Origin of the sequence: Isoalcanivorax pacificus W11-5 (assembly GCF_000299335.2) — a bacterium.
GTDB classification, from domain to species: Bacteria; Pseudomonadota; Gammaproteobacteria; order Pseudomonadales; family Alcanivoracaceae; genus Isoalcanivorax; species Isoalcanivorax pacificus.
Genome location: NZ_CP004387.1, coordinates 3,656,174 through 3,676,067 on the forward strand (window position 1 = coordinate 3,656,174; position 19,894 = coordinate 3,676,067).

Sequence of the window (19,894 nt, forward strand, 5' to 3'; positions counted from 1 at the left end):
AATGATACAGCCACCCAAAGCGGGCCGGTGATAGGGTGGGATGGCGTATGTGTTGAGCTTCCTGTTCCAGCACGACCGTCCAGCCCTGGCGTTATGGCTCCGGCCAGGCGCCAGGCTATCTGTTGGCGCGAAGACCTGCATCGCCTCCCCGCCGCAGGGCATTTCGCCGTCACCGAACTGTGTTGTATCGCCAGCTCAACACCGCGCGCAGGCAAGGCCCTCCCGGCCATCCCGGGAAACAATCGGGCCAGGCGCCCGCTGGGCTTCGTGACCGTGCAGACAAGGAGTTCAACATGGATCTGTTCAACTTTGCCAAGAACATCGGAAAGAAACTGTTTGGTAACGGCGATAGCGGCGCCGCCGACAAGATCAAGGCACATGTGCTGGAAGACAATCCCGGTGTGAATAATCTTGAGGTCACCTTCGACGACGGGGTTGCCACCCTGAGCGGCGACTGTGCAGACCAGGCCGCCAGGGAAAAAGCCATCTTGCTGGCCGGCAATGTCGAAGGCGTCGAGCGGGTGGACGGTGATGCGCTGAAAGTCCCCGCAGGCGTGCAGGTGGAAGAAGTCACCTACTACGAAATCCAGAAAGGCGACACGCTATGGAAAGTGGCCACCGAGTTCTATGGCAACGGCAGCAAGTACACCGCCATTTTTGAAGCCAACCGGGAAGTCATCAAGAACCCTGACCTGATCTATCCGGGGCAGAAAATCCGCATTCCCAAGTAATGCTGCCAGGAGGATAGCCCGCCATGGAACTGATCAATCAACTTGTCTCGACCCTCGGCATTGACAGCAAGCAGGCGGAAGGTGGCACAGGGTTGCTGATGAAACTGGTGAAAGACAATCTGTCCGGCGCCGACTTCAGCCGCATCACCAACGCCGCACCGCAGCTCGAAGGGCTGATGCAACAGGCCCCCGAAGGCGGCGCCGGCGGCTCCCTGCTCGGCATGGCCGGCGGCTTGCTCTCCAGCATGGGCAGCGACAAGCTGGCCGGCCTGACGCAGATAGCGGGCGGGCTGCAAAGCCTGAACCTGAACAAAGACACCCTGGTGCAGTTTATTCCTGTGATTCTGCAGTACTTCCAGAAACAGGGACAGGGCGACATTGCCGGGCTGATCCAGAAAGCCTTGCCGTTCTGAGGAAACCGGCCAACATTCGGCTGCGCCGCGCTGGCGCAGCCGAATGCTGCAGTCATGCAGCAAGTGGGCTCTGACGAGCGCTCTTTATCGTGTCTCAACGAGCCGCAGCAGATTTTTTCCGTCTTGCCGCATGCAGCTTCTTGTAGCTGTCAATCAGCCGAAGATGCCTGTCCAGCCCTTCCAGAGCCATGCTGGTCGGGGTCAGGCCATGGAAGCGGACGGTGCCATCCACTGAACCGATGGCTGCATCCAGAATGGCATCCCCGAACATGCGACGGAAATTCACCAGATAGTCTTCCAGTGCCAGCTCGTCGTCCAGGGTCACCTCAAGCACTGCCTGCATGGCCTGATAGAAGCGGCCCCGCTCCACCGTGTTGTCGTTGAACTGAAGGAAAGTCTCGACCAGTTCCCGCGCTTCCTCCAGCTCGCCCAGTGCCAGATAAATCAGCAGCTTCAGCTCCAGGATGGTGAGCTGGCCCCAGACCGTATTCTCGTCGAACTCGATGCCGATCAGAGTGATGATCTTCATGTAGGTATCGAGCTCGCTTTCTTCCAGCCGCTCCACCAGAGCGACCAGCGCCTTGTCACTCAAACGGTGCAGGCCGAGGATGTCCTCGCGAAACCGCAGCGCCATGTTGGTGTTGTCCCACACCAGATCCTCCACCGGATACACCTCGGAGTAGCCCGGCACCAGGATGCGGCATACCGGCGCACCCAGGTCTTCGAACACGGCCATATAGCACTCGTGGCCCAGGTCTTCGAGGATGCCGAACAGGGTGGCTGCTTCGTCTTCATTGCTGCCCGAGAAATCCCAGTCGCAGAAGGCATGTGTCGGGCGCGCACTGAAGAAGCGCCAGGAGATGACGCCGCTGGAGTCGATAAAATGTTCGACGTAGTTATTCGGCTCCGTCACCGCCATGCTGTTGAAGGTGGGCGCGGGCAGATCATTCAGGCCCTCGAAACTGCGGCCCTGCAACAGTTCCGTCAAGCTGCGCTCCAGCGCCACCTGGAAGCTGGGATGTGCCCCGAACGATGCAAAGACACCGCCGGTGCGCGGGTTCATCAGGGTGACGCACATGACCGGAAACTGACCGCCCAGGGAGGCATCCTTCACCAGCACCGGGAAACCCTGTGCTTCCAGCGCCCTGATGCCTTCCTGAATGTGCGGATAGCGCGCCAGCACCGCCTCCGGCACATCCGGCAGCGCGATTTCGTTTTCGATGATCTCTTTCTTGACCGCGCGTTCGAAGATTTCCGACAGGCACTGTACCTGGGCTTCCGGCAAGGTGTTGCCGGCGCTCATGCCGTTGCTGAGATACAGGTTTTCAATCAGGTTCGACGGGAAATAAACCACTTCCCCATCGGACTGCCGCACATAGGGAATGGCACAGATGCCCCGCTCCGGCGTGCCCGAGTTGGTATCAAACAGATGCGTGCCCAGCAGCTCGCCGTCCGGATCATAGATGGCCAGGCAATGGTCATCCAGAAGGCCCGCCGGCATTTCACCCTTCGGGCCGGGCTGGAACCACTTTTCATTCGGATAGTGGACGAACTCGCTGTTGGCGATGTCCTGCCCGAAATATTGATCGTTGTAGAAGAAGTTACAGCTCAGCCGCTCGATAAACTCGCCCAGCGCCGAGCAGAGTGCCGCTTCCTTGGTGGCGCCCTTGCCATTGGTGAAACACATGGGCGACGCCGCGTCCCGGATGTGCAGCGACCATACATGCGGCACGATATTGCGCCAGGACGCGATCTCAATCTTCATGCCAAGATCCGCCAGAATGGCGCTCATATTGGCAATGGTCTGCTCCAGGGGCAGGTCCTTGCCCTCAATGAAGGTGGCGGCTTCGCCATCCGGCCTGACCGTCAACAGGGCCTGGGTGTCGTCATCCAGGTTATCCACCAGCTCGATCTGGAAATCCGGCCCGGCCTGCACCACCTTCTTGACGGTGCAGCGCTCAATGGAGCGCACGATGCCCTGGCGGTCCCTGTCGCTGATGTCTTCGGGCAGCTCCACCTGAATGCGGAAGATCTGCTTGTAGCGGTCTTCCGGGTCCACGATGTTGTTCTGCGACAAGCGAATGTTGTCCGTGGGAATGTTGCGGGTATTGCAGTACACCTTCACAAAATACGCCGCGCACATCGCCGACGACGCCAGGAAGTAGTCAAACGGACCGGGGGCCGAGCCGTCGCCCTTGTAGCGGATGGGCTGGTCCGAGATGACGGTGAAGTCATCGAACTTCGCTTCAAGACGCAGGTTGTCGAGATAATTGACCTTGATTTCCATGGGCAGCGTACCGGAGGCAGACACGGGGACAGAAGGGCAGCGCAATGGGCGCCGGCCGGCGCGATAGTCTCATAAAACGGGCCTGGCGCCCATGGCCGGGCTTGGGGGGGCTTATGCCGCGATGGATAGCCTGAAGCCCCTCATTGTCCAACCCAGGGGATTCAGTGGACGTACGATGATAGGTGCCGGGCCCAGTGTTACCGTCTGGATCGGCAGGGCTGTCGATTTGTCGCGTCCCCACTCGACTGTCTGAACAGGAGCGGACGGATTGCAGCGCAGCCCTGCTGTATTCGGCGCCCCCAGAGCCCACCCCTTTCTGATGTGGGCAGCCAATCGACCCGATTTCGGAGGCTTTATATGTCACATCAAACAGGCACTGTTCGACTACACCGCGTTCTGAAAGCACCCGCAGAGCGGATTTACAAAGCGTTCACCAGCAAAGATGCGCTGGAGTACTGGCTCCCGCCCTACGGCTTTACCGGCACCGTTCATGAGATTGACGCCCGCGTCGGTGGTGGGTACCGGATGTCATTCACCAATTTCGGCACGGGTAGCAGCCACACCTTCTCGGTCAAGTTTACAGAGCTCTTGCCAAACGAACGCATCATGCACACCGACCGCTTCGATGATGAGAATCTGCCGGGGGAAATGCAGGTGACCATTGACCTCAAAGCAGTGTCTTGCGGCACCGAGCTTCGCATTGTTCAGGAGGGCATTCCTGCCATTATCCCCGAGGAAATGTGTTACCTCGGTTGGCAGGAGTCATTGCAGCAACTTGCCAGGCTGGTCGAGCCAGAGATTCCTGACAACGGGTGACAGGCTGTCGTGGAAGAGACCCGATGCCAGACGCAAGCGACCCCGTAGACGGGGTCGCGCAAAGTATCATTGTTGCGGCCTTCAGCGCCGGTCAGAACTTGACCCGGCCGCCTGTGGTCACCACCGTGATGTCCTCGTACTTGGGGTTGTAGCAGGTACGGCCGGAGCTGGTGCACCATTCACCGCGCTCGAAGCTGTGGATTTTCGCGCCAGCGTAAAGATCGAACATCTCCGTGGGGCTCCACACATAGCCGGCACCGATCACCGAGCCTTTTTCATCGTCCTTGTTACGGTCACGGGTTTCGCCGTAGTGGATGTCAAAGGCGTGATGACGGCTCGGGCGATAGCCCAGTTTGATGTAACGGAACTGGCTCAGTTCCGAACGGGTAGACGAAAATGTCCCCGTTTTCTCGTCGGTAGTGAGATCCGCTTTGTAGTTGACGGCGGCCAGCGACACGTTGAAGCCCGTCGCGCTGTGAAAATACGACATGGAACCGCCATACGTCTTGATATCCGGGTTCACGCCGGAATCCGGATCGAAACGCTGATCCAGCTCGCCTCTGTTGCGGGTGGCAATGGAGTAGCCGAGGCCCACCAGCATTCGGCCGCCGGGCACACGCAGGCCTGACTTGAGGCCCACCTGGGAAATCGATTCATGCCCCTCGGAACCGGTACCGTGACCAGTACTGATAGAAAGCACCATAGAGGCAATGCGCGGGCTGTCGTAACGAATGCGATCATGCCGGTTTTCAAAATTGAAATCGCGGATGCTGCCGCTGATGGTGGTGCGGTTGTTATCGCCTTCCTGCAGATCGAACGCTTCGGTGCCAGTGAAGTTGCCATTGGCATCGAATTTGCGTTTATAGGAGGAATCCTTGAGCTCGTAGTTCAGGTTACCACCAAGATAGGACGGGTTACGAAAGCTGACCACGCCTGTGCCAGAGTAGTCCACACGCCCCGCGTTGTAGGCCGCCCCCTCGCCGCGCCCAACGGTAATTTTGCCGTAAGGCGTATCAATGAAAGCGTCGGTGATACGTTGATCGAACTCGCCGTCAATCGACTTGTTGGCAGGGTCCACGTCGTTGGACGGGTTGGAAAAAACGCCCACTTCCACCAGAGCACCCGCCGTCCACCCTTCCATCAGCCGCTGGGTGCCACCCACATGAAAGCGTGTCGGGCTGTTGCGGTTGTCCACATGATAGAACTCGGTGCTTGAACCCACACCCAGATAACCCGCAGCGTAACCGTCTTCAACGAACATCACTGCGCGGTTGACCTGACCGCCGACGTCAAACTCGGCAGCGACGGCGGGCACGGCGATCAAACTGGAGACGGCGACTGCCAGGATTGATTTCGGGGATCCCATAGTTCCTCCGGGTTTTGTTGTTCTATTGTGTGTTGTGGCTCATCCAGAACTTCAGCATTGGGAAACGAGTTGCCCCGCAGAGGGCGGTCAATGCCGGTTTACTTTATCGGCCACCATTGATACTTATGTAAATTGAAAACATCCTATAGATATATGCACTTTATGCATCTTTATACCCTGCGACAGCGTGGCGCAGCGACAGCACGGCGCGAATAACAAGAGGAAAAAGCCATGAATATCAAGAAGCTGAGGTGTTTCCGCGCAGTGGTCACGCACGGCTCCCTGGTGGCCGCCGCGTCGGTGATGAACCTGAGCCAGCCGGCCACCAGCCGATTGATTTCCACGCTGGAGGACGAGCTCAAGCTGAAGCTGTTCAAGCGTGAAAAGCGCCGGCTTGTGTTGACAGAAGAGGGCAAGCAGTTCTATCGGGAGGCGGAAAAGATTCTCGCCAACCTGGAAGATCTGCCGCGCATCGTGCAGGAAATCCGCGAAGGCGGGCAACGCACCCTGCGCATCGTGGCGCTGGCACGCCTGGCTGGCAGCCTGGTGTCGCCGGCCCTGGCGCGCTTCGCGAAGGTGCATCCTGAGCAGCAGTTCAGTGTCGATGTGCGGGGCCATCGGGATATCGAGCAGTGGGTCGCCGGGCGCCACTACGATATCGCCGTGGCGCTGACCAAACCGTGCAACCATCCTGCGGTTATCCAGCGGCCGTTTTTCGATACCGACGCCATGGTGATGGTGCCCAAGGGGCATCCGCTGGAAGCACTGCGCGCCGTCACGCCCGCCCAAATGGCCAGGCACGACATCATCGCCCTGGCCCCCGGCCGGCGCCCCCGCACCCAGATGGAGGACATTTTCCAGAAGGCCGGCGTGGCGCTGCGCTGCAAGATCGAAACCACCTCCACCGCACTGGCCTGCCAGATGGTCGGCGATGGCCTGGGCATCACCATCATCGACCGCCTCGCTGCCATGGCGGTGGACGCACGGCGGTTTTCTCTGCGTCCATTGCGGCCCGCCTACCGGCTGGAGTTCGTGCTGCTGTTCCCGCCGGGTTTCGAGGAAACACCGACTACCGCCGCCCTGGTGCAATGCCTGCGCGATCAGGTGCAGGCTTCGCTGGGCACGCATGCCACCATGACGGGCTGAACGGCGGCGCGCCAGATACATGCACAATACGCATACAAACATAGCTTATATTCAATTTTAAGATGAATAACCCCCGTCTAGACTGAGCTCAGTTCCTGGTCTTCCGATCCGGCATTCGAATAACGATAACGGGAGGAGAAATGAAGATTCGCTACCCGACATGGGTGCGCACCTTCCTGGTTGGCGCGATGGTGACCGGGTGGCTGCCGCTGGCCGCCCAGGCCGGTCCGCGCGACGACACCTTAGTGGTCGCCCTGCCCAAGGCGCTGACCACCGTGGACCGCCTGTATTCCATCCAGCGTGAAGGACTGATTGTCGCCGAGCTGACCGACGACGGCCTGTTTGGCGTCAACACCGACACGCTCGAATTCGAACCGCTGGCCGCCGAATCCTTTCACTGGACAGGCGATACCCGCCTGGACGTGACGCTGCGCGACAACGTGCGCTTTCACGACGGCAGCACGCTGACCGCCGACGATGTGGTCTACACCTATGAGTGGGTGCTGAATGCAGCCTCCGAAACCAGCCGCGGCCCCGTGATTCGCGGCTGGCTCGACAGCGTCGAGAAAACCGGCCCGTTATCCGTACGCTTCAACCTGAAAATGCCCTACCCCATGGCCCTGCGCGACATGGCCGTCAGCATTCCGCTGCGCAAGCGCGGCACCTACGAGGCCGCCGCCGGCGACCAGCCGCACAACGGCATCGGCCCCTACCGTGTCAAACGCTTCAATGTGGGCCGCGACATCGTGCTGGAACGCTTCGCCGACTACTATCCGGAAAGCCCCAAGGCCGGCGCTGCAATCCGCAATATCGTGTTCCGGATCATTCCCGACGAAGGCACACAACAGGCCGAGCTGCTCAGCGGTGGCATTGACCTGATGATGGATGTGCCGCCGGATGTGGCGGACAACGTCAGCGCCCTGCCCGGCGTGGCACGCCTGCAGGGCAACGATATCCGCATCGGCTACCTGACCCTGGATGCCGCCGGCCATTCAGACCCCGACTCGCCGATGACCGACGTTAAAGTACGCCGCGCCATCAACCATGCCATCAACCGCGAAGCGATCACACGCTATCTGGTGCGTGGCAGCGCCGAGGCGATTCCCTACGCCTGCCACCCGCGCCAGTTTGGCTGCGAGGCCGACGGGCCACGCTACCCCTACGATCCGGAAAAAGCCCGCCAGCTGCTCGCGGAAGCAGGTTACCCGAACGGCTTTTCGTTCAAATTGTGGGCCTACCGCGACAAGGTCATTGCCGAGTCTATCGCCAGCGACCTGAAAGCGGTGGGCCTGAACGCGGACCTGCGCTATGTGAAGCTGAACGTGTTCTCCAAGATGCGCAACGACCAGCAGATGGAAGCCTTCTTCGCCTCCTACGGCGGCGGCGGCACGGCGGACGCCTCCGCCTCCACGGGCGTGCACTTTATCGCCAACACATCACGCAATTTCACCGGCGACGCATCGCTGGCAGACACCGTCCTGGCAGCGGAGCGCACGATTGACCCGGACGAACGGCGTCGGCTGTATCGCACCGCGCTGAACCGCATTGCCGAACAGGCGTACTGGGTGCCGCTGTTTTCCTACAGCCAGAATTATCTGCTCTCGCCGGCCCTGTTGTTGCCTGTGCCCGAGGACGGTGTACCGCGGCTCTGGCAAGCCGCCTGGAGGCCGCAACCATGATGAATTATTTCCTGCGCCGCGCCATGGTGACGTTGCTGGTGGCCCTGACCGTCTCGTTCGGCACCTTCGCGCTGTTTTATTTCGCCACCGATCCGGCACAGACCATCGCCGGCGAGGACGCCCCCCAGGAAATGGTCGACGCCATCCGCGAACAGTACGGCTTCGACCGGCCCATCACCGTGCAGTACGTGGAGTGGCTGGGCGGCGTGTTGCAGGGCGATCTTGGCCAGAGCTACTTCTGGAAGCAGCCTGTCATCGCGCTGATCCAGGAACACGCCAAGGTCACCATCGTGCTGGCACTGGCCGCGCTGGCCGTGACGATCCTTATCGCACTGCCCCTCGGCATCAGTGCAGCACTCAGGCCGAACAGCTGGGTCGACCGCTTTGCCCTGTCCACGGCGGTATCCGCCCAGGCGATTCCCAATTTCTGGCTCGGGCTGATGCTGATCGTGCTGTTCGCCGTGACCTTCCCGATCTTCCCCGTCTCCGGCGACGCGACCTGGCAACACTATGTGCTGCCCGCTTTTGTGCTCGGCACCAGTTCAGTGCCGGCGGTCATGCGGCTGACCCGCACCGGCCTGCTCGACGTGATGGGCTCGGACTATATCCGCACTGCCCGCGCCAAAGGTTTCACCGGCTATCAACTGATCCTGCGTCAGGCGCTGCGTAACGCCCTGCTGCCCATCGTCAGCGTGCTGGCCGTGCAGCTCGGCCACAAGCTGGGTGGGTCCATCGTCACCGAATCTGTTTTCAGCATGAACGGCCTCGGCCGGCTGGCGGTGGAGTCGATTTTCAATTCCGACATCCCCACAGTGCAGTCGCTGATCCTGCTGTTCGTACTGACCTTCGTGCTGCTCACACTGGCGGCGGATCTGATCAATGCCTGGCTCGATCCCCGGATCAGGATGGGATAAACCATGACAACAAGAAGCGACTCCGTGAGCGCCAGCGAACTGCTGCCTCAGGTATCACAGGAACAGGCAGCACTCGGCCTGACACCCACGCAGATGGCACTCAAGGCCGCGCGCCGGCATCTGGGGCTGCAACTGGGCCTTGGCATCCTGGCGCTGATGGCCGTGTTCGCGGTGCTGGCGCCCTGGCTGGCACCGCACGATCCCTATTTGCAGAATCTGCCGCTGCGGCTTTTGCCACCGGCCTGGGCGGATGGCGGGCAATGGGAGTATCTGCTGGGCACCGATCACCTTGGCCGGGATTACCTCAGCCGCATTATCTATGGCGCGCGCATTTCCATGATGATCGGGCTGGGCGCTGCCACCATCGGTGCGCTGATCGGCGTCACGCTGGGCGTGCTCGCCGGTTACTTCGGCGGCTGGGTGGATCAGGCGGTGAATTTTCTGGTGACCTGCCAACTGGCCGTGCCCAGCCTGCTGCTGATCATGGCGCTGGTGTTCGTGATCGGCCAGTCCATCACGGTGGTGATCTTCGTCATCGGCGCCACGCACTGGGTGCTTTACCTGATGGTCACGCGCTCCGCCACATTGCGATTGCGTGAACTGGATTTTGTCGCTGCGGCACGCACCATGGGGTGCAGTAAATTCCAGATTGCCGTGAAGGAAATCCTGCCCAACCTCGCCAACCAGATTACCGTGATCTTCACCCTGGAAGTGGCCGTGGCGATTCTCAACGAAGCGACGCTGTCGTTCCTCGGGCTGGGTGTGCCCTCGCCCACACCGTCCTGGGGCCTGATGATCGCCGAAGGCAAGACCGCCATGTTCTTCCAGCCGTGGCTGGTGATCCTGCCCGGCATCGCGCTGTTCATTCTGGTCATCGCCATCAACCTGCTCGGTGACGGCGTGCGCGATATCACCGTCACCCACCGGAGAGGCTGAGATGAGCACCGAAACCCTGCTCGATATCCGCGACCTGTCGGTGACCCTTCCCACCGAAAGCAGCGCACTCAAGGCCGTGCGCGGCATCGACCTTGAACTCCGCCGTGGCGAAACGCTGGGCATCGTCGGTGAATCCGGTTCCGGCAAATCCATGACCGCGCTCGCGCTGATGAACCTGCTGCCCCCGGCCGCACAGCGCACGGCAGCCTGCATCAACTTTGCCGGCGCAGACCTCAGCGCCGTCAGCGAAAAGCAACTGGCCCACCAGGTGCGCGGACGCAAGATCGGCATGATCTTCCAGGAGCCGATGACCAGCCTCAACCCGGTCTACACCATCGGCCGCCAGCTCACCGAAACCATGACCCTGCACGGCAACGTCTCCGCCGCCCAGGCACAGCGGCGCGCCATCGAGCTGCTGGAAAAAGTGGGCCTGCCGGACCCGGCCAGCCGTCTCCGGCAATATCCCCACGAACTGTCCGGCGGGCAGCGTCAGCGGGTGATGATTGCCATGGCGCTGATGAACGAGCCGGAACTGCTGATCGCGGACGAACCGACCACAGCACTGGACGTCACCATCCAGGCACAGATTCTGTACCTGCTGCGCCAGCTGCAAACCGAGCTGGGCATGTCGATGATCCTGATTACCCACGACCTGGGTGTCGTGTCCCGCGCCGCCGATCGCATTGCCGTGATGTACGCCGGCGATCTGGTGGAAACCGGCACCACCGAGCAAGTGCTCAACGCACCGCGCCATCCCTATACCCGGGGGCTGCTGGAATGCGTGCCCGGCTATCGCGGCGCCGCTGCGCGCCGCCTCGGTTCCATCCCCGGCGTGGTGCCGTCCATGACCGGCGATATTCAGGGTTGCGCCTTCGCGGCGCGCTGCCCGCGTGCGGTCGCCCGCTGCCTGACCGACACGCCACCGACGCGCGCATTGGGCGAGGCGCACCGCTTTGTCTGCCACGACCCGGAAGAAACCCGGGGCATTTCATTCGGCGACAGCGAACACGCCAGCGACACGCCCCCCCCTCGCCCGGCGCAGGAAAGCGTGCTGAAAGTGGATAATGTCAGCTGTACTTTTTCCGTCCGCCAGGGCCTGTTCGGCAAACGCAAAACACTGCGCGCCCTGGCCAACGTCAGCCTGGATATCCGGCGCGGTGAAGTGCTGGCGCTGGTCGGTGAATCCGGCTGCGGCAAAAGCACACTGAGCCGCACCATCATGGGCCTGCAAACGCCGGACAGCGGCAGCGTGACGCTCTCAGGCCAGCCTGTCGCGTCGCTGCCGGCACGCCAGCGGGCGCGCATGATACAGCCGATTTTTCAGGACCCCTATTCGTCCCTGAACCCGCGCCAGACCATCGGCGAAATCATCGGCCGCCCCCTGACCGTGAATCAGATTGGCAGCAAAACGGAGCGCCGCTCGAAAGTACACCGCATGATGGAATACGTCGGCCTGCCGCCGCGCGTGTTCAACAGCTTTCCGGATCAACTTTCCGGCGGCCAGCGTCAGCGCGTGGCCATCGCCCGCGCACTGATTCTTGACCCGGAAATCGTCATCTGTGACGAACCGACCTCCGCACTGGATGTCTCCGTCCAGGCGCAAATTCTCAACCTGCTGCTGGACCTGCGCGACGAACTGGATCTGACGTATCTGTTCGTCACCCACGATCTTTCCGTGGTCGAACACCTGGCCGACCGGGTCGCAGTCATGTATCTCGGTGAAATCGTCGAATGCGGCGACCGCGAGCAGGTGCTCGCCCGTCCCAAACACCCCTACACGCGCGCACTGCTGGATTCCGTCCTCAGCATTGCGCCGGAACTGGACGTCCCCGAACCGCGCCTCACCGGTGATTTCCCCAACCCCATCAACCGGCCCAGCGGCTGCCCGTTCCACCCGCGCTGCCCGCTCGCCGATGCCCACTGCCAACGTGTCGCCCCTGCGCTCGAAATGTTCGACAACACGCTGGTGAAATGCTGGAAGGCGGACGCAACATCGCCTGCACCCTCCCCCAACAATAAAACGGAGGAATCCGCGCTATGAAAACCCTGCCGATACTGACACTGGCGCTGCTCACCCTGCTCACCGCCTGCCAGGCAACACCACCCGACCCGACCGCCGATCTGGCAGAAAGCGGACAGGACAACGCCCACCCAGACACCTTTGATCGCTACGGCGCCATCGTGGTCCAGGCAGGCACTGCAGAAAAACCGCTCAACATGCGTCTCTGGTATGCGCGCCCGCAACGCATTACCCCGGACACCCCGGTGGTGCTGGTCATGCACGGCGGCGCGCGTGACGCCGATAATTATCGCGACTCCTGGGGCAGCTACGCAGAACGCTACAACGTGCTGGTGGTCGCACCGGAAGTCTCGCAAGCCGACTTCCCCACCGGCTGGGGTTACCAGACCGGCAACTGGGTGTCGCCCGATTCCTCCTCCACCGACGCCAGCAAAGGCCGCCGCAACCCGCCGGAAGAATCGTCTTTCGCCGCTGTCGACCGCGCCTTTGACCAACTGGTTGAACGCTTCGGCCTGAATGCCACCCAATACGACATCTGGGGCCACGGCAGCGGCGCGCAGTTTGTCACGCGCATGATCATGCTCTACCCGCAGGCGAGAGTGCGCACCGCCGTGGCCGCCAACGCCGGCAACTACACCTTCCCGGACTGGACATTGCCATTGCGCTACGGCCTGCAAAACACCGGCATCGAACCCGAAGACCTGAAAGCCGCCTACGCGCATCATCTGGTGATCATGCTCGGCACCGCCGACAACGATCCCTCACACCGCTTGCTCAGCCGGCTGGAGATCGCCCGCGCACAAGGTCCTCACCGGCTGGCCAAGGGCCGAAATTTCTACGCCATCAATCAGCAGTGGGCCGAGAAACTGGACACGCCCTACAACTGGGAACTTCGCACCGTCTACGGCATCGGCCACAGCGGCCGGCAAATGGCTGAATCCGGCGCACGCTATCTGTTGGAAGGCAAGGCCGAAGAACCGTTGTTCCCGCTCAAGCGGGACGGCGAGCGCACTCCCGACACACGTGACGCACGCACCCGTGAACTCCTGAAAGGCTCCGGCGACGGCGAAGCGTCACCGTTCTGAAGCATGCATCGACACACAGCAGGACAGCCTATGAACTCCATTAGCGGCACAGACCGTCTCAGCCTCCGCCTGTCACACGGCAACCTCAGCTACCTGCACGCCGGGCGGGGCATTCCCGTGGTGTTCTTCCATGGTCTCAACGGCAGTGCCGAAAGCTGGCTGAACCAGCTCAACGCCCTCGACTGCGAACTGGAGATGTGGGCCTGGGACGCGCCGGGGTACGGCGCCTCCGATCCCGGCGGCGACGCCCTCGATGATCTGGCCCACACCGCCATCGCATTCATCGAGCACATCACCGAGCGACCGATCAATCTGGTCGGCCATTCCATGGGCGGGCTGGTGGCCATGCGCGTGGCCATGCTGCGCCCCGAGCTTGTTGACCGGCTCGTGCTCTCCTGCACCCATCCCGGCCACGGCCTGACCGGCGGCAACGAAGCCGACGAACGCTATCAACGACGCCTGCGCGAACTGAGCGACATGCCCGCGCAACAATATGGCGAGCGCCGCGCCAAAGGCATGCTCCCCGCCGACACCCCCGACGCTGTGTTCAGGGAAGTGGCACGCATCGCCGCCACCGCCCGCGCCGAAGGCATGGGGCGCGCCGCACTGGCCATCCAGCGCGCCAATCTGAAACCGGACCTGGCACTGATCCGCGCCCCCACACTGGTGCTCACCGCCGACCAGGACACCGTGGCGCCCCTGAGCAAAGCCGCGCCGCTTCTTGAAGGCATCGCCGATGTACGCCACCGCGTCTTCGAAGGGCTGGGCCACGCGCCGAATATCGAAGACGGCTGCCGTTACAACGCCGTCCTCACCGATTTCCTGGTTTCCCACTGACCCGGCCGCGAGCAGGCGCCATGACGACCGACCGAGAACCACCCGCAGCCCTGTTCGCACTGCCCCGCAAAATCCAGACGTGGCTGGATATCGAAGTGGCACTGGCGCACAGCCAGGCCGAACTGGGCATGATCCCGGCCAGCGCCGCCGAAGAAATCGCGCGGCGCGGCCAACTCGATCAGCTTGATCTGCCGGCGCTGCTTGACGACATGGCCGTCACCCGCGCGCCTATCGTGTCACTGGTGCGATTTCTCTCAGCCGCCTGCCAGGGCGATGCCGGCGGCTACGTCCACTGGGGTGCCACCACCCAGAACGTGATGCAGACCGCCGAAGTGCTGCTACTGCGCAACGCCCACCACATATTGCTCGATTATTTTGCCGGCTGCCTGGACGCCCTCGCCAGCCACGCCGAGCAAGGCGCCACCGTGGTGATGGCCGGGCGCACCCAACGCCGGCACGCCCTGCCCATCACTTTCGGCTTTAAAGTGGCTGCCTGGATTGACGAACTGCTGCGCCACGAAACCCGCTTTCGCGAAGCGACGCCGCGAGTGTTCACATTGATTTTTGGCGGAGCGGTGGGCGCCTGGCATTCCTTCAACGGCCAGGGGGAGACGCTGCAACGAACGTTGGCAGCGAGGCTGGGGCTGGGGTGCTTTGCCGTGCCCAGCCGGTCGGTCTACGACCATGTCGTGGAATACATCCTGCTGCTCGGTTTACTGGCCAGCACTTGCTCCAAGATCGCGCAGGAATTATTCGTTCTGATGTCGGAGGAATACGGCGAAATCTATGAGGAATTGGGCGATGCCGTGGTGGGGAGCAGCACCATGCCGCAGAAGGTGAACCCCAAGCTGTCGGTGCAGGTGATTGCGCTGGCGGCGCAGTTGCGGGCGCAACTGACACTCGCGCTGGATGCAGGCCAGGTCAGCCACGAAGGTGATGCGGCGTCCAGCCAGATGCTTTATGCGGCGGTGGATACGGCTTGTCCGTTGGCGCTTGAGATGATGGGAGCGTTTGAAGAACTACTGAAGAAACTGCGCATCGTGCCGGCTGCCATGCGGGCCAACCTGGGATTAAGCAACGGGTTGATCACTGCCGAGAATATGATGATGACATTGGCGCGGCAGGGGTTGGGGCGGCAGGCTGCGCATGACCTGGTGCACGAGTCGGCACTTGCCGCACAGCGCACCGGATGCACCCTGGGTGATGTGTTGAACAACGACCCGCGCGTGCAAAACCTGTTAACGCCAGAGCAGGTTCATTCGGCACTGAATCCGGAAAGCTATCTTGGCGACTGTGTTGCCCTCGCAAGACAGCAGGCACAAAGAGCTCATACCAAGGCACACGAAATCCGGGCGCATCATCCTGAAGTAGTTCAGAACTAGCATCTCGTCCCGCTCCCATTCCATCGTTACACATCACCTGCCTGCCCGCTGCCACCCTCTCATGCCTACCAGAGCAAAGAAAACATAAAGCCTAAAGTGTGACGTGCCGGAGAAATGCTAGCATCGGCCATGCCACTGTAACGTGGCTCACAACCTCCTGTGATGAGCGTCTCACTCAATCAACAACGAGGAGAATAATCGTGACTGCCACTGCTGACCGAACGTACCCGACCACCCTGCACCCGGTGCACGCCATCCTGCTCGCCGGCACCCTGCCGCTGTTCCTGGGCGCCACCCTCAGCGACATCGCCTACACCACCAGCTACCACATCCAATGGAGCAATTTCGCCTCCTGGCTGATCGCCGGCGCGCTCGTCTTCGCCGGCCTCGCACTGCTGTGCGCCATCATCGGCCTGTTCCGCACCGACCGCCGCGACGCACGCGCATGGATGTATATGCTGCTGTTGCTGGCCACCTGGGTGCTTGGATTCATCAACGCCCTCGTGCACGCCCGCGATGCATGGGCAATGATGCCCACCGGCCTGATCTTGTCCGTGCTTGTCACCGCCCTCGCCTGCGCCGCCACGGCCGCCGGCTTCTGCGGCCATCACACAGGAGGTGCACAATGAAACACCTTCTCACCCTGGCCAGCATCACCCTGTTATTGAGCGCCTGCGGCAGCGACCCCGACCCGGCACAGTACGGCGCCAACCCGGAGCTGCCGGCACCCCAGCGCGGCCTGTTACCCAGCATGACCATCGCCGAACCCGCCGAATGGGGCGACCGGCTGCCCACCGTGCCGAAAGGCTATACCATCACCGCCATCGCCACCGGCCTGAAAATTCCGCGCCAGACCCTGGTGCTGCCCAACGGCGACATCCTCGTGGCCGAAGGCCGCGGCGGCAACGCACCCGCCCTGAAACCGAAAGACGTCATCGCCGGCTACATCAAATCACAGGGCACCACCTCAGTGGAAAGCGGCAACCGCCTGACCCTGCTGCGCGACAGCGATGGCGACGGCACCTACGAAACACAAACCGTTTTCGCCGAGCAGCTCAACGCCCCCTACGGCCTCGCACTGGTCGACAACAATCTCTATGTGGCAAACCAGGACGCCCTGGTGCGATTCGATTACCGTGAAGGCCAGACCCAGGCCAGCGGGCCGCCAGAAAAAATCACCGACCTGCCCTCCGAGATCAACCACCACTGGACCAAAGCCCTGACCGCCAGCCCGGACGGGCGCTTCCTCTACGTGGGCATCGGCTCCAACAGCAACATCACCGAGCGCGGCATGACCGCCGAAGCCAACCGCGCCATGATCTGGGAGATCGACGCCCGCACCGGCGCACACCGTCCCTACGCCACTGGCCTGCGCAACCCCACTGCACTGACCATCCACCCCGAGACAGAACAACTCTGGGCCGTGGTCAACGAACGCGACGAAATCGGCCCGAACCTGGTGCCCGACTACCTCACCTCGGTTCGTGAAGGCGGCTTCTACGGCTGGCCCTATGCGTACTGGGGCCAACATGTAGACGAGCGCGTCCGGCCCCAGGACCCAGCCAAAGTCGCCGCATCAATTGCACCGGACTACAGCCTCGGGTCGCATGTTGCCGCGCTGGGTGTCGACTTCTCCACGCCAGCCATGGGCGCCGAGTTTGCCAACGGTGCATTTGTGGGAGAGCACGGTAGCTGGAACCGCAAGGAGCCGGTGGGTTACAAAGTGATTTTTGTGCCCTTCAGCGATGGCCGCCCGGCCGGACAGCCGGTGGAATTTGTGACCGGGTTTCTGGGGGAGGATGGCAAGACCCGCGGGCGGCCTGTCGGGGTGGCGGTGGACCCGCGTGGGGCGCTGATTGTGGCGGATGACTTGGCCAATGTGGTTTGGCGGGTGGTGCCGGAGCAGGAATGATGTCGCAGGCTTCGGGGCGCCCCTGCGCCCCGAAGAAGCGCTGGTCCTGAAGTCCAGCAATAGCGATGCAGTTCCGGTTCTGCCCCAGGCGCGGAGATCAGGTCTGGCAGCGCGGGAGCATGCGAGTAAGCGCTACTCGATCATGTCGAGCAAAGCCTGGCGCCGCTTGGCCGACAGACGCCGAAAGGACTTCAGCAAAACAGCTTCCGCCTCATTACGTACTTCCGCGCCATACAAGTAACGCGGTTCAGCCGTACCCCCACCCGGCTCTGCACCGCAAAGCAGGTCATCCAAAGATATACCCAGTATTTCCCGCAACCGTGGCAGCAGGCGGAACCCGGGCGCCTCACGGCCGTTTTCCCACGCCGACACCGATGCCTTGGTGACATTCAGTTCAAACCCCAACTGCTCCTGGGTCATCCCCAGCCGCAGCCGAGCCGCTTTCAAACGCTCTGGAAATCCTGACATCGGGGCCTCAGCACGGAACTCACCCCACCAAACTAAGGAAATGCCAGACTCCTGTCGTACGGCCTATGTTGACTTTATAAGTACAGAAATACGATACTCCCGAAATTCAGATTTACCACACAGCCTGAGTAATGCGGTGCGACGACGCCGCGCCCGGCCAATATTCGATGGAACGAGAGGGAAGAATGGATAAAGAGACCAAATCCTGCCATTTCTGCGGCGAAGAGATCCTTGCCGTGGCCCAGAAATGCAAACATTGCGGCTCATCGCTGGATTCACCCGTGAAACTCTCAAAAGGGTTCGGCGGGAGCATTCTTGGCACACCCATCATCATCGGTCTGCTTGCACTGGTCATCGTCAGTGGGCTGCCGGACAGCCAGGCGGGACTGCTGCTTACCAATACGATGATCTTTCTCTGTATCGGACTAACAGCCATTTTCATCGCGCTGGAAGTACGTAAGGCCCGTTCACTGCAACCCGCTCCGGCCAGCACGGGGCCCTTCATCTGGTTTATCGCCACCTGCCTGATATGGGGCATCGCTTACCCCTTCTATGCGTGGAAGCGCCAAGAATACGGCTACCGAAAACGCTTATGGAGCGGCTTGTGCGTCACACTTTTCTTCGTCATCAGCATGGCGACGACGATCGCTCTGCTGGAAGAACGCAGCAATACGCCACAACAGCAGTTCAGAGATTTGATTAACGAAATGGAGCTCGAGGGATGGTAGGCATCAGAAAAACACACCGCTTCCTGCTCGGCCTGTCGTTATTAGCCGTGTTTGGCCTGGCGCACGCCGAACAAAGGCCCCTGGAATGCGACTACATGGCATTTGTTGCCCAGGAGGCCCGCAAGGAAGCCACGTCCAGGCTTACCCAGCGAGGCAAGGCGATTTACATCAGGGAAGCTATCGCTAATGCAATTCTGGCCAGAATTGGACCAGGCTATGAGATTCTCGTCACCGAGTACCTGTCCGACCTGTCCCAATATGAGGAAATGGTAGAAGCCATCGCCAACACCACGTCTCAAAGCGAAGCCGCAGCTGCTCTCCAGTTTTTTACCGGCAACCTGCCCGGCCTGGGCCTGCTACTGCTTCCAGAACAGGATTGCAACAGGATTCGTAACCGCATACAGCGCGCCAGCAAGCTCAATGAACTCGCTTCCGTATGCCGGGATTATGAAAATACCGTGTCGCAGAACATTCAGGAAGACAGGCATAGCTTTATGCGCTCCATGCAATTCTTATGGCAGGGTCATGGTTATTCTTTTGATCTGTCACACGAGCAACAGGCATCAATGCTTTACGAGGAATTTCAGGCCGCACAGACACTACCAGCAGAATATGCCGCCTTGATTGGCACCTACTGTATGGCCGAAGCGATTGGGGAGTATAAAGAATGAGAGGGATATTAAGCGCGCTTGTTCTGGCCGTGGCCCTACCCGTATCTGCCTATGAGCAAGAGAAGGATTTGTCAGGTGCCTTCTACACCAATACCGCTTTTGGCCTATGTCAGGTTACCGGGAAGAATTTGACAAGCCTGGCCAGACAGGCTGCGCTCGAGGCCCCCTCTCATAAAGCCGTTACTGAGCGCCTGGCGGATCTGGATAACCGGTACGCACACTACTTTGACGCACTAGGTTTCAAGCTTGAAGATCAGGAGCCGGAGCAAGGAGCGGATGCCATTCTGGAACTGGCAGCAGCACTTTCTTCAGGAGATATGGAGACGGATTTGCTTTACAAGCTTCTTGTGTGGGAGTGCGTTAAAGAGACCAAGATAGGATTAGATAGCCAGCAACCTCATGGATAGTCAGCAGAATTTCCGTCTACTTCTCTGCGAATTATTTGGCCCTAAAGAATATCTGTTATTTATCATAAAAAAGGCCAGGCGCTATTCAGTAGCCTG

19 protein-coding genes are annotated in these 19,894 nt (G+C 61.0%); 16 read left to right on the forward strand and 3 right to left on the reverse strand.

From position 1 onward, the window contains the following. The first annotated feature begins 293 nt into the window (after window positions 1-293). Window positions 294-731: a peptidoglycan-binding protein LysM gene (gene lysM, locus S7S_RS16400; protein WP_008733222.1), complete on the forward strand. Its 438-nt coding sequence runs from the start codon at window positions 294-296 to the stop codon at window positions 729-731. 23 nt (window positions 732-754) lie between these two features. Then, window positions 755-1,144, forward strand: a complete 390-nt coding sequence (locus tag S7S_RS16405; RefSeq protein WP_008733220.1) for a DUF2780 domain-containing protein — start codon at window positions 755-757, stop codon at window positions 1,142-1,144. Window positions 1,145-1,238: 94 nt separating this feature from the next. Here the strand turns inward: S7S_RS16405 and S7S_RS16410 are convergent, their stop codons facing one another. Beyond that, entirely contained in the window at window positions 1,239-3,431 is a 2,193-nt protein-coding gene (locus tag S7S_RS16410) for an OsmC domain/YcaO domain-containing protein (RefSeq protein WP_008733218.1), read from the reverse strand. 357 nt (window positions 3,432-3,788) lie between these two features. Between S7S_RS16410 and S7S_RS16415 the strand changes: the two genes are divergently transcribed. Further along, window positions 3,789-4,247, forward strand: coding sequence for an SRPBCC family protein (locus tag S7S_RS16415; RefSeq protein ID WP_008733215.1), 459 nt, complete (start codon window positions 3,789-3,791; stop codon window positions 4,245-4,247). A gap of 91 nt (window positions 4,248-4,338) precedes the next feature. Here S7S_RS16415 and S7S_RS16420 read toward each other — a convergent pair whose 3' ends face one another. Further along, window positions 4,339-5,613, reverse strand: a complete 1,275-nt coding sequence (locus S7S_RS16420; protein WP_008733213.1) for a porin — start codon at window positions 5,611-5,613, stop codon at window positions 4,339-4,341. 231 nt (window positions 5,614-5,844) lie between these two features. On the opposite strand from S7S_RS16420, the gene S7S_RS16425 reads away from it, so the two are divergent. The 10 genes from S7S_RS16425 to S7S_RS16470 all read left to right on the forward strand — a co-directional run bounded on the left by S7S_RS16425 (window position 5,845) and on the right by S7S_RS16470 (window position 17,524). Continuing rightward, window positions 5,845-6,759, forward strand: coding sequence for a LysR family transcriptional regulator (locus tag S7S_RS16425; protein WP_008733211.1), 915 nt, complete (start codon window positions 5,845-5,847; stop codon window positions 6,757-6,759). Window positions 6,760-6,899: 140 nt separating this feature from the next. Further along, window positions 6,900-8,438 (forward strand): ABC transporter substrate-binding protein, encoded by a 1,539-nt coding sequence (locus S7S_RS16430; protein WP_008733210.1) that lies wholly within the window; start codon window positions 6,900-6,902, stop codon window positions 8,436-8,438. Continuing rightward, entirely contained in the window at window positions 8,435-9,352 is a 918-nt protein-coding gene (locus tag S7S_RS16435) for an ABC transporter permease (RefSeq protein ID WP_008733208.1), read from the forward strand. Before S7S_RS16430 ends, S7S_RS16435 begins: the two co-directional genes overlap by 4 nt. A 3-nt stretch (window positions 9,353-9,355) precedes the next feature. Next, window positions 9,356-10,288 carry an ABC transporter permease gene (locus tag S7S_RS16440; RefSeq protein ID WP_035202976.1) on the forward strand — a complete coding sequence of 311 codons (933 nt, stop codon included), beginning with the start codon at window positions 9,356-9,358 and terminating at the stop codon, window positions 10,286-10,288. A 1-nt stretch (window position 10,289) separates the two neighbouring features. Further along, on the forward strand, window positions 10,290-12,329 hold the full coding sequence (locus S7S_RS16445) for an ABC transporter ATP-binding protein (RefSeq protein ID WP_008733204.1): 2,040 nt from the start codon (window positions 10,290-10,292) through the stop codon (window positions 12,327-12,329). Beyond that, the gene (locus S7S_RS16450) at window positions 12,326-13,393 is read left to right on the forward strand and encodes an alpha/beta hydrolase family protein (RefSeq protein ID WP_008733202.1); all 1,068 of its coding nucleotides are present in this window, start codon (window positions 12,326-12,328) and stop codon (window positions 13,391-13,393) included. The genes S7S_RS16445 and S7S_RS16450 overlap by 4 nt, the downstream gene beginning before the upstream one ends. A 30-nt stretch (window positions 13,394-13,423) precedes the next feature. After that, window positions 13,424-14,230 carry an alpha/beta fold hydrolase gene (locus S7S_RS16455; protein WP_008733200.1) on the forward strand — a complete coding sequence of 269 codons (807 nt, stop codon included), beginning with the start codon at window positions 13,424-13,426 and terminating at the stop codon, window positions 14,228-14,230. Window positions 14,231-14,358: 128 nt separating this feature from the next. Beyond that, window positions 14,359-15,612: a lyase family protein gene (locus S7S_RS16460; RefSeq protein ID WP_238582907.1), complete on the forward strand. Its 1,254-nt coding sequence runs from the start codon at window positions 14,359-14,361 to the stop codon at window positions 15,610-15,612. A 200-nt stretch (window positions 15,613-15,812) separates the two neighbouring features. Then, a complete protein-coding gene (locus S7S_RS16465; RefSeq protein ID WP_008733196.1) occupies window positions 15,813-16,241 on the forward strand; it encodes a DUF2231 domain-containing protein in 429 nt (142 codons plus the stop codon). Beyond that, on the forward strand, window positions 16,238-17,524 hold the full coding sequence (locus S7S_RS16470) for a PQQ-dependent sugar dehydrogenase (protein ID WP_008733194.1): 1,287 nt from the start codon (window positions 16,238-16,240) through the stop codon (window positions 17,522-17,524). The genes S7S_RS16465 and S7S_RS16470 overlap by 4 nt, the downstream gene beginning before the upstream one ends. A 132-nt stretch (window positions 17,525-17,656) precedes the next feature. Here S7S_RS16470 and S7S_RS16475 read toward each other — a convergent pair whose 3' ends face one another. Further along, the gene (locus tag S7S_RS16475; protein WP_035202966.1) at window positions 17,657-17,992 is read right to left on the reverse strand and encodes a helix-turn-helix domain-containing protein; all 336 of its coding nucleotides are present in this window, start codon (window positions 17,990-17,992) and stop codon (window positions 17,657-17,659) included. 185 nt (window positions 17,993-18,177) lie between these two features. Here S7S_RS16475 and S7S_RS16480 point away from each other — a divergent pair, with 185 nt between their 5' ends. From S7S_RS16480 to S7S_RS16490, 3 genes are read left to right on the forward strand one after another with little or no spacing between them, the layout of a single operon-like run. Continuing rightward, window positions 18,178-18,720, forward strand: a complete 543-nt coding sequence (locus S7S_RS16480) for a hypothetical protein (protein WP_008733190.1) — start codon at window positions 18,178-18,180, stop codon at window positions 18,718-18,720. Next, a complete protein-coding gene (locus S7S_RS16485) occupies window positions 18,714-19,391 on the forward strand; it encodes a hypothetical protein (RefSeq protein ID WP_008733188.1) in 678 nt (225 codons plus the stop codon). The genes S7S_RS16480 and S7S_RS16485 overlap by 7 nt, the downstream gene beginning before the upstream one ends. Continuing rightward, a complete protein-coding gene (locus tag S7S_RS16490; RefSeq protein ID WP_008733187.1) occupies window positions 19,388-19,798 on the forward strand; it encodes a hypothetical protein in 411 nt (136 codons plus the stop codon). The genes S7S_RS16485 and S7S_RS16490 overlap by 4 nt, the downstream gene beginning before the upstream one ends. Window positions 19,799-19,894: the final 96 nt, after the last annotated feature.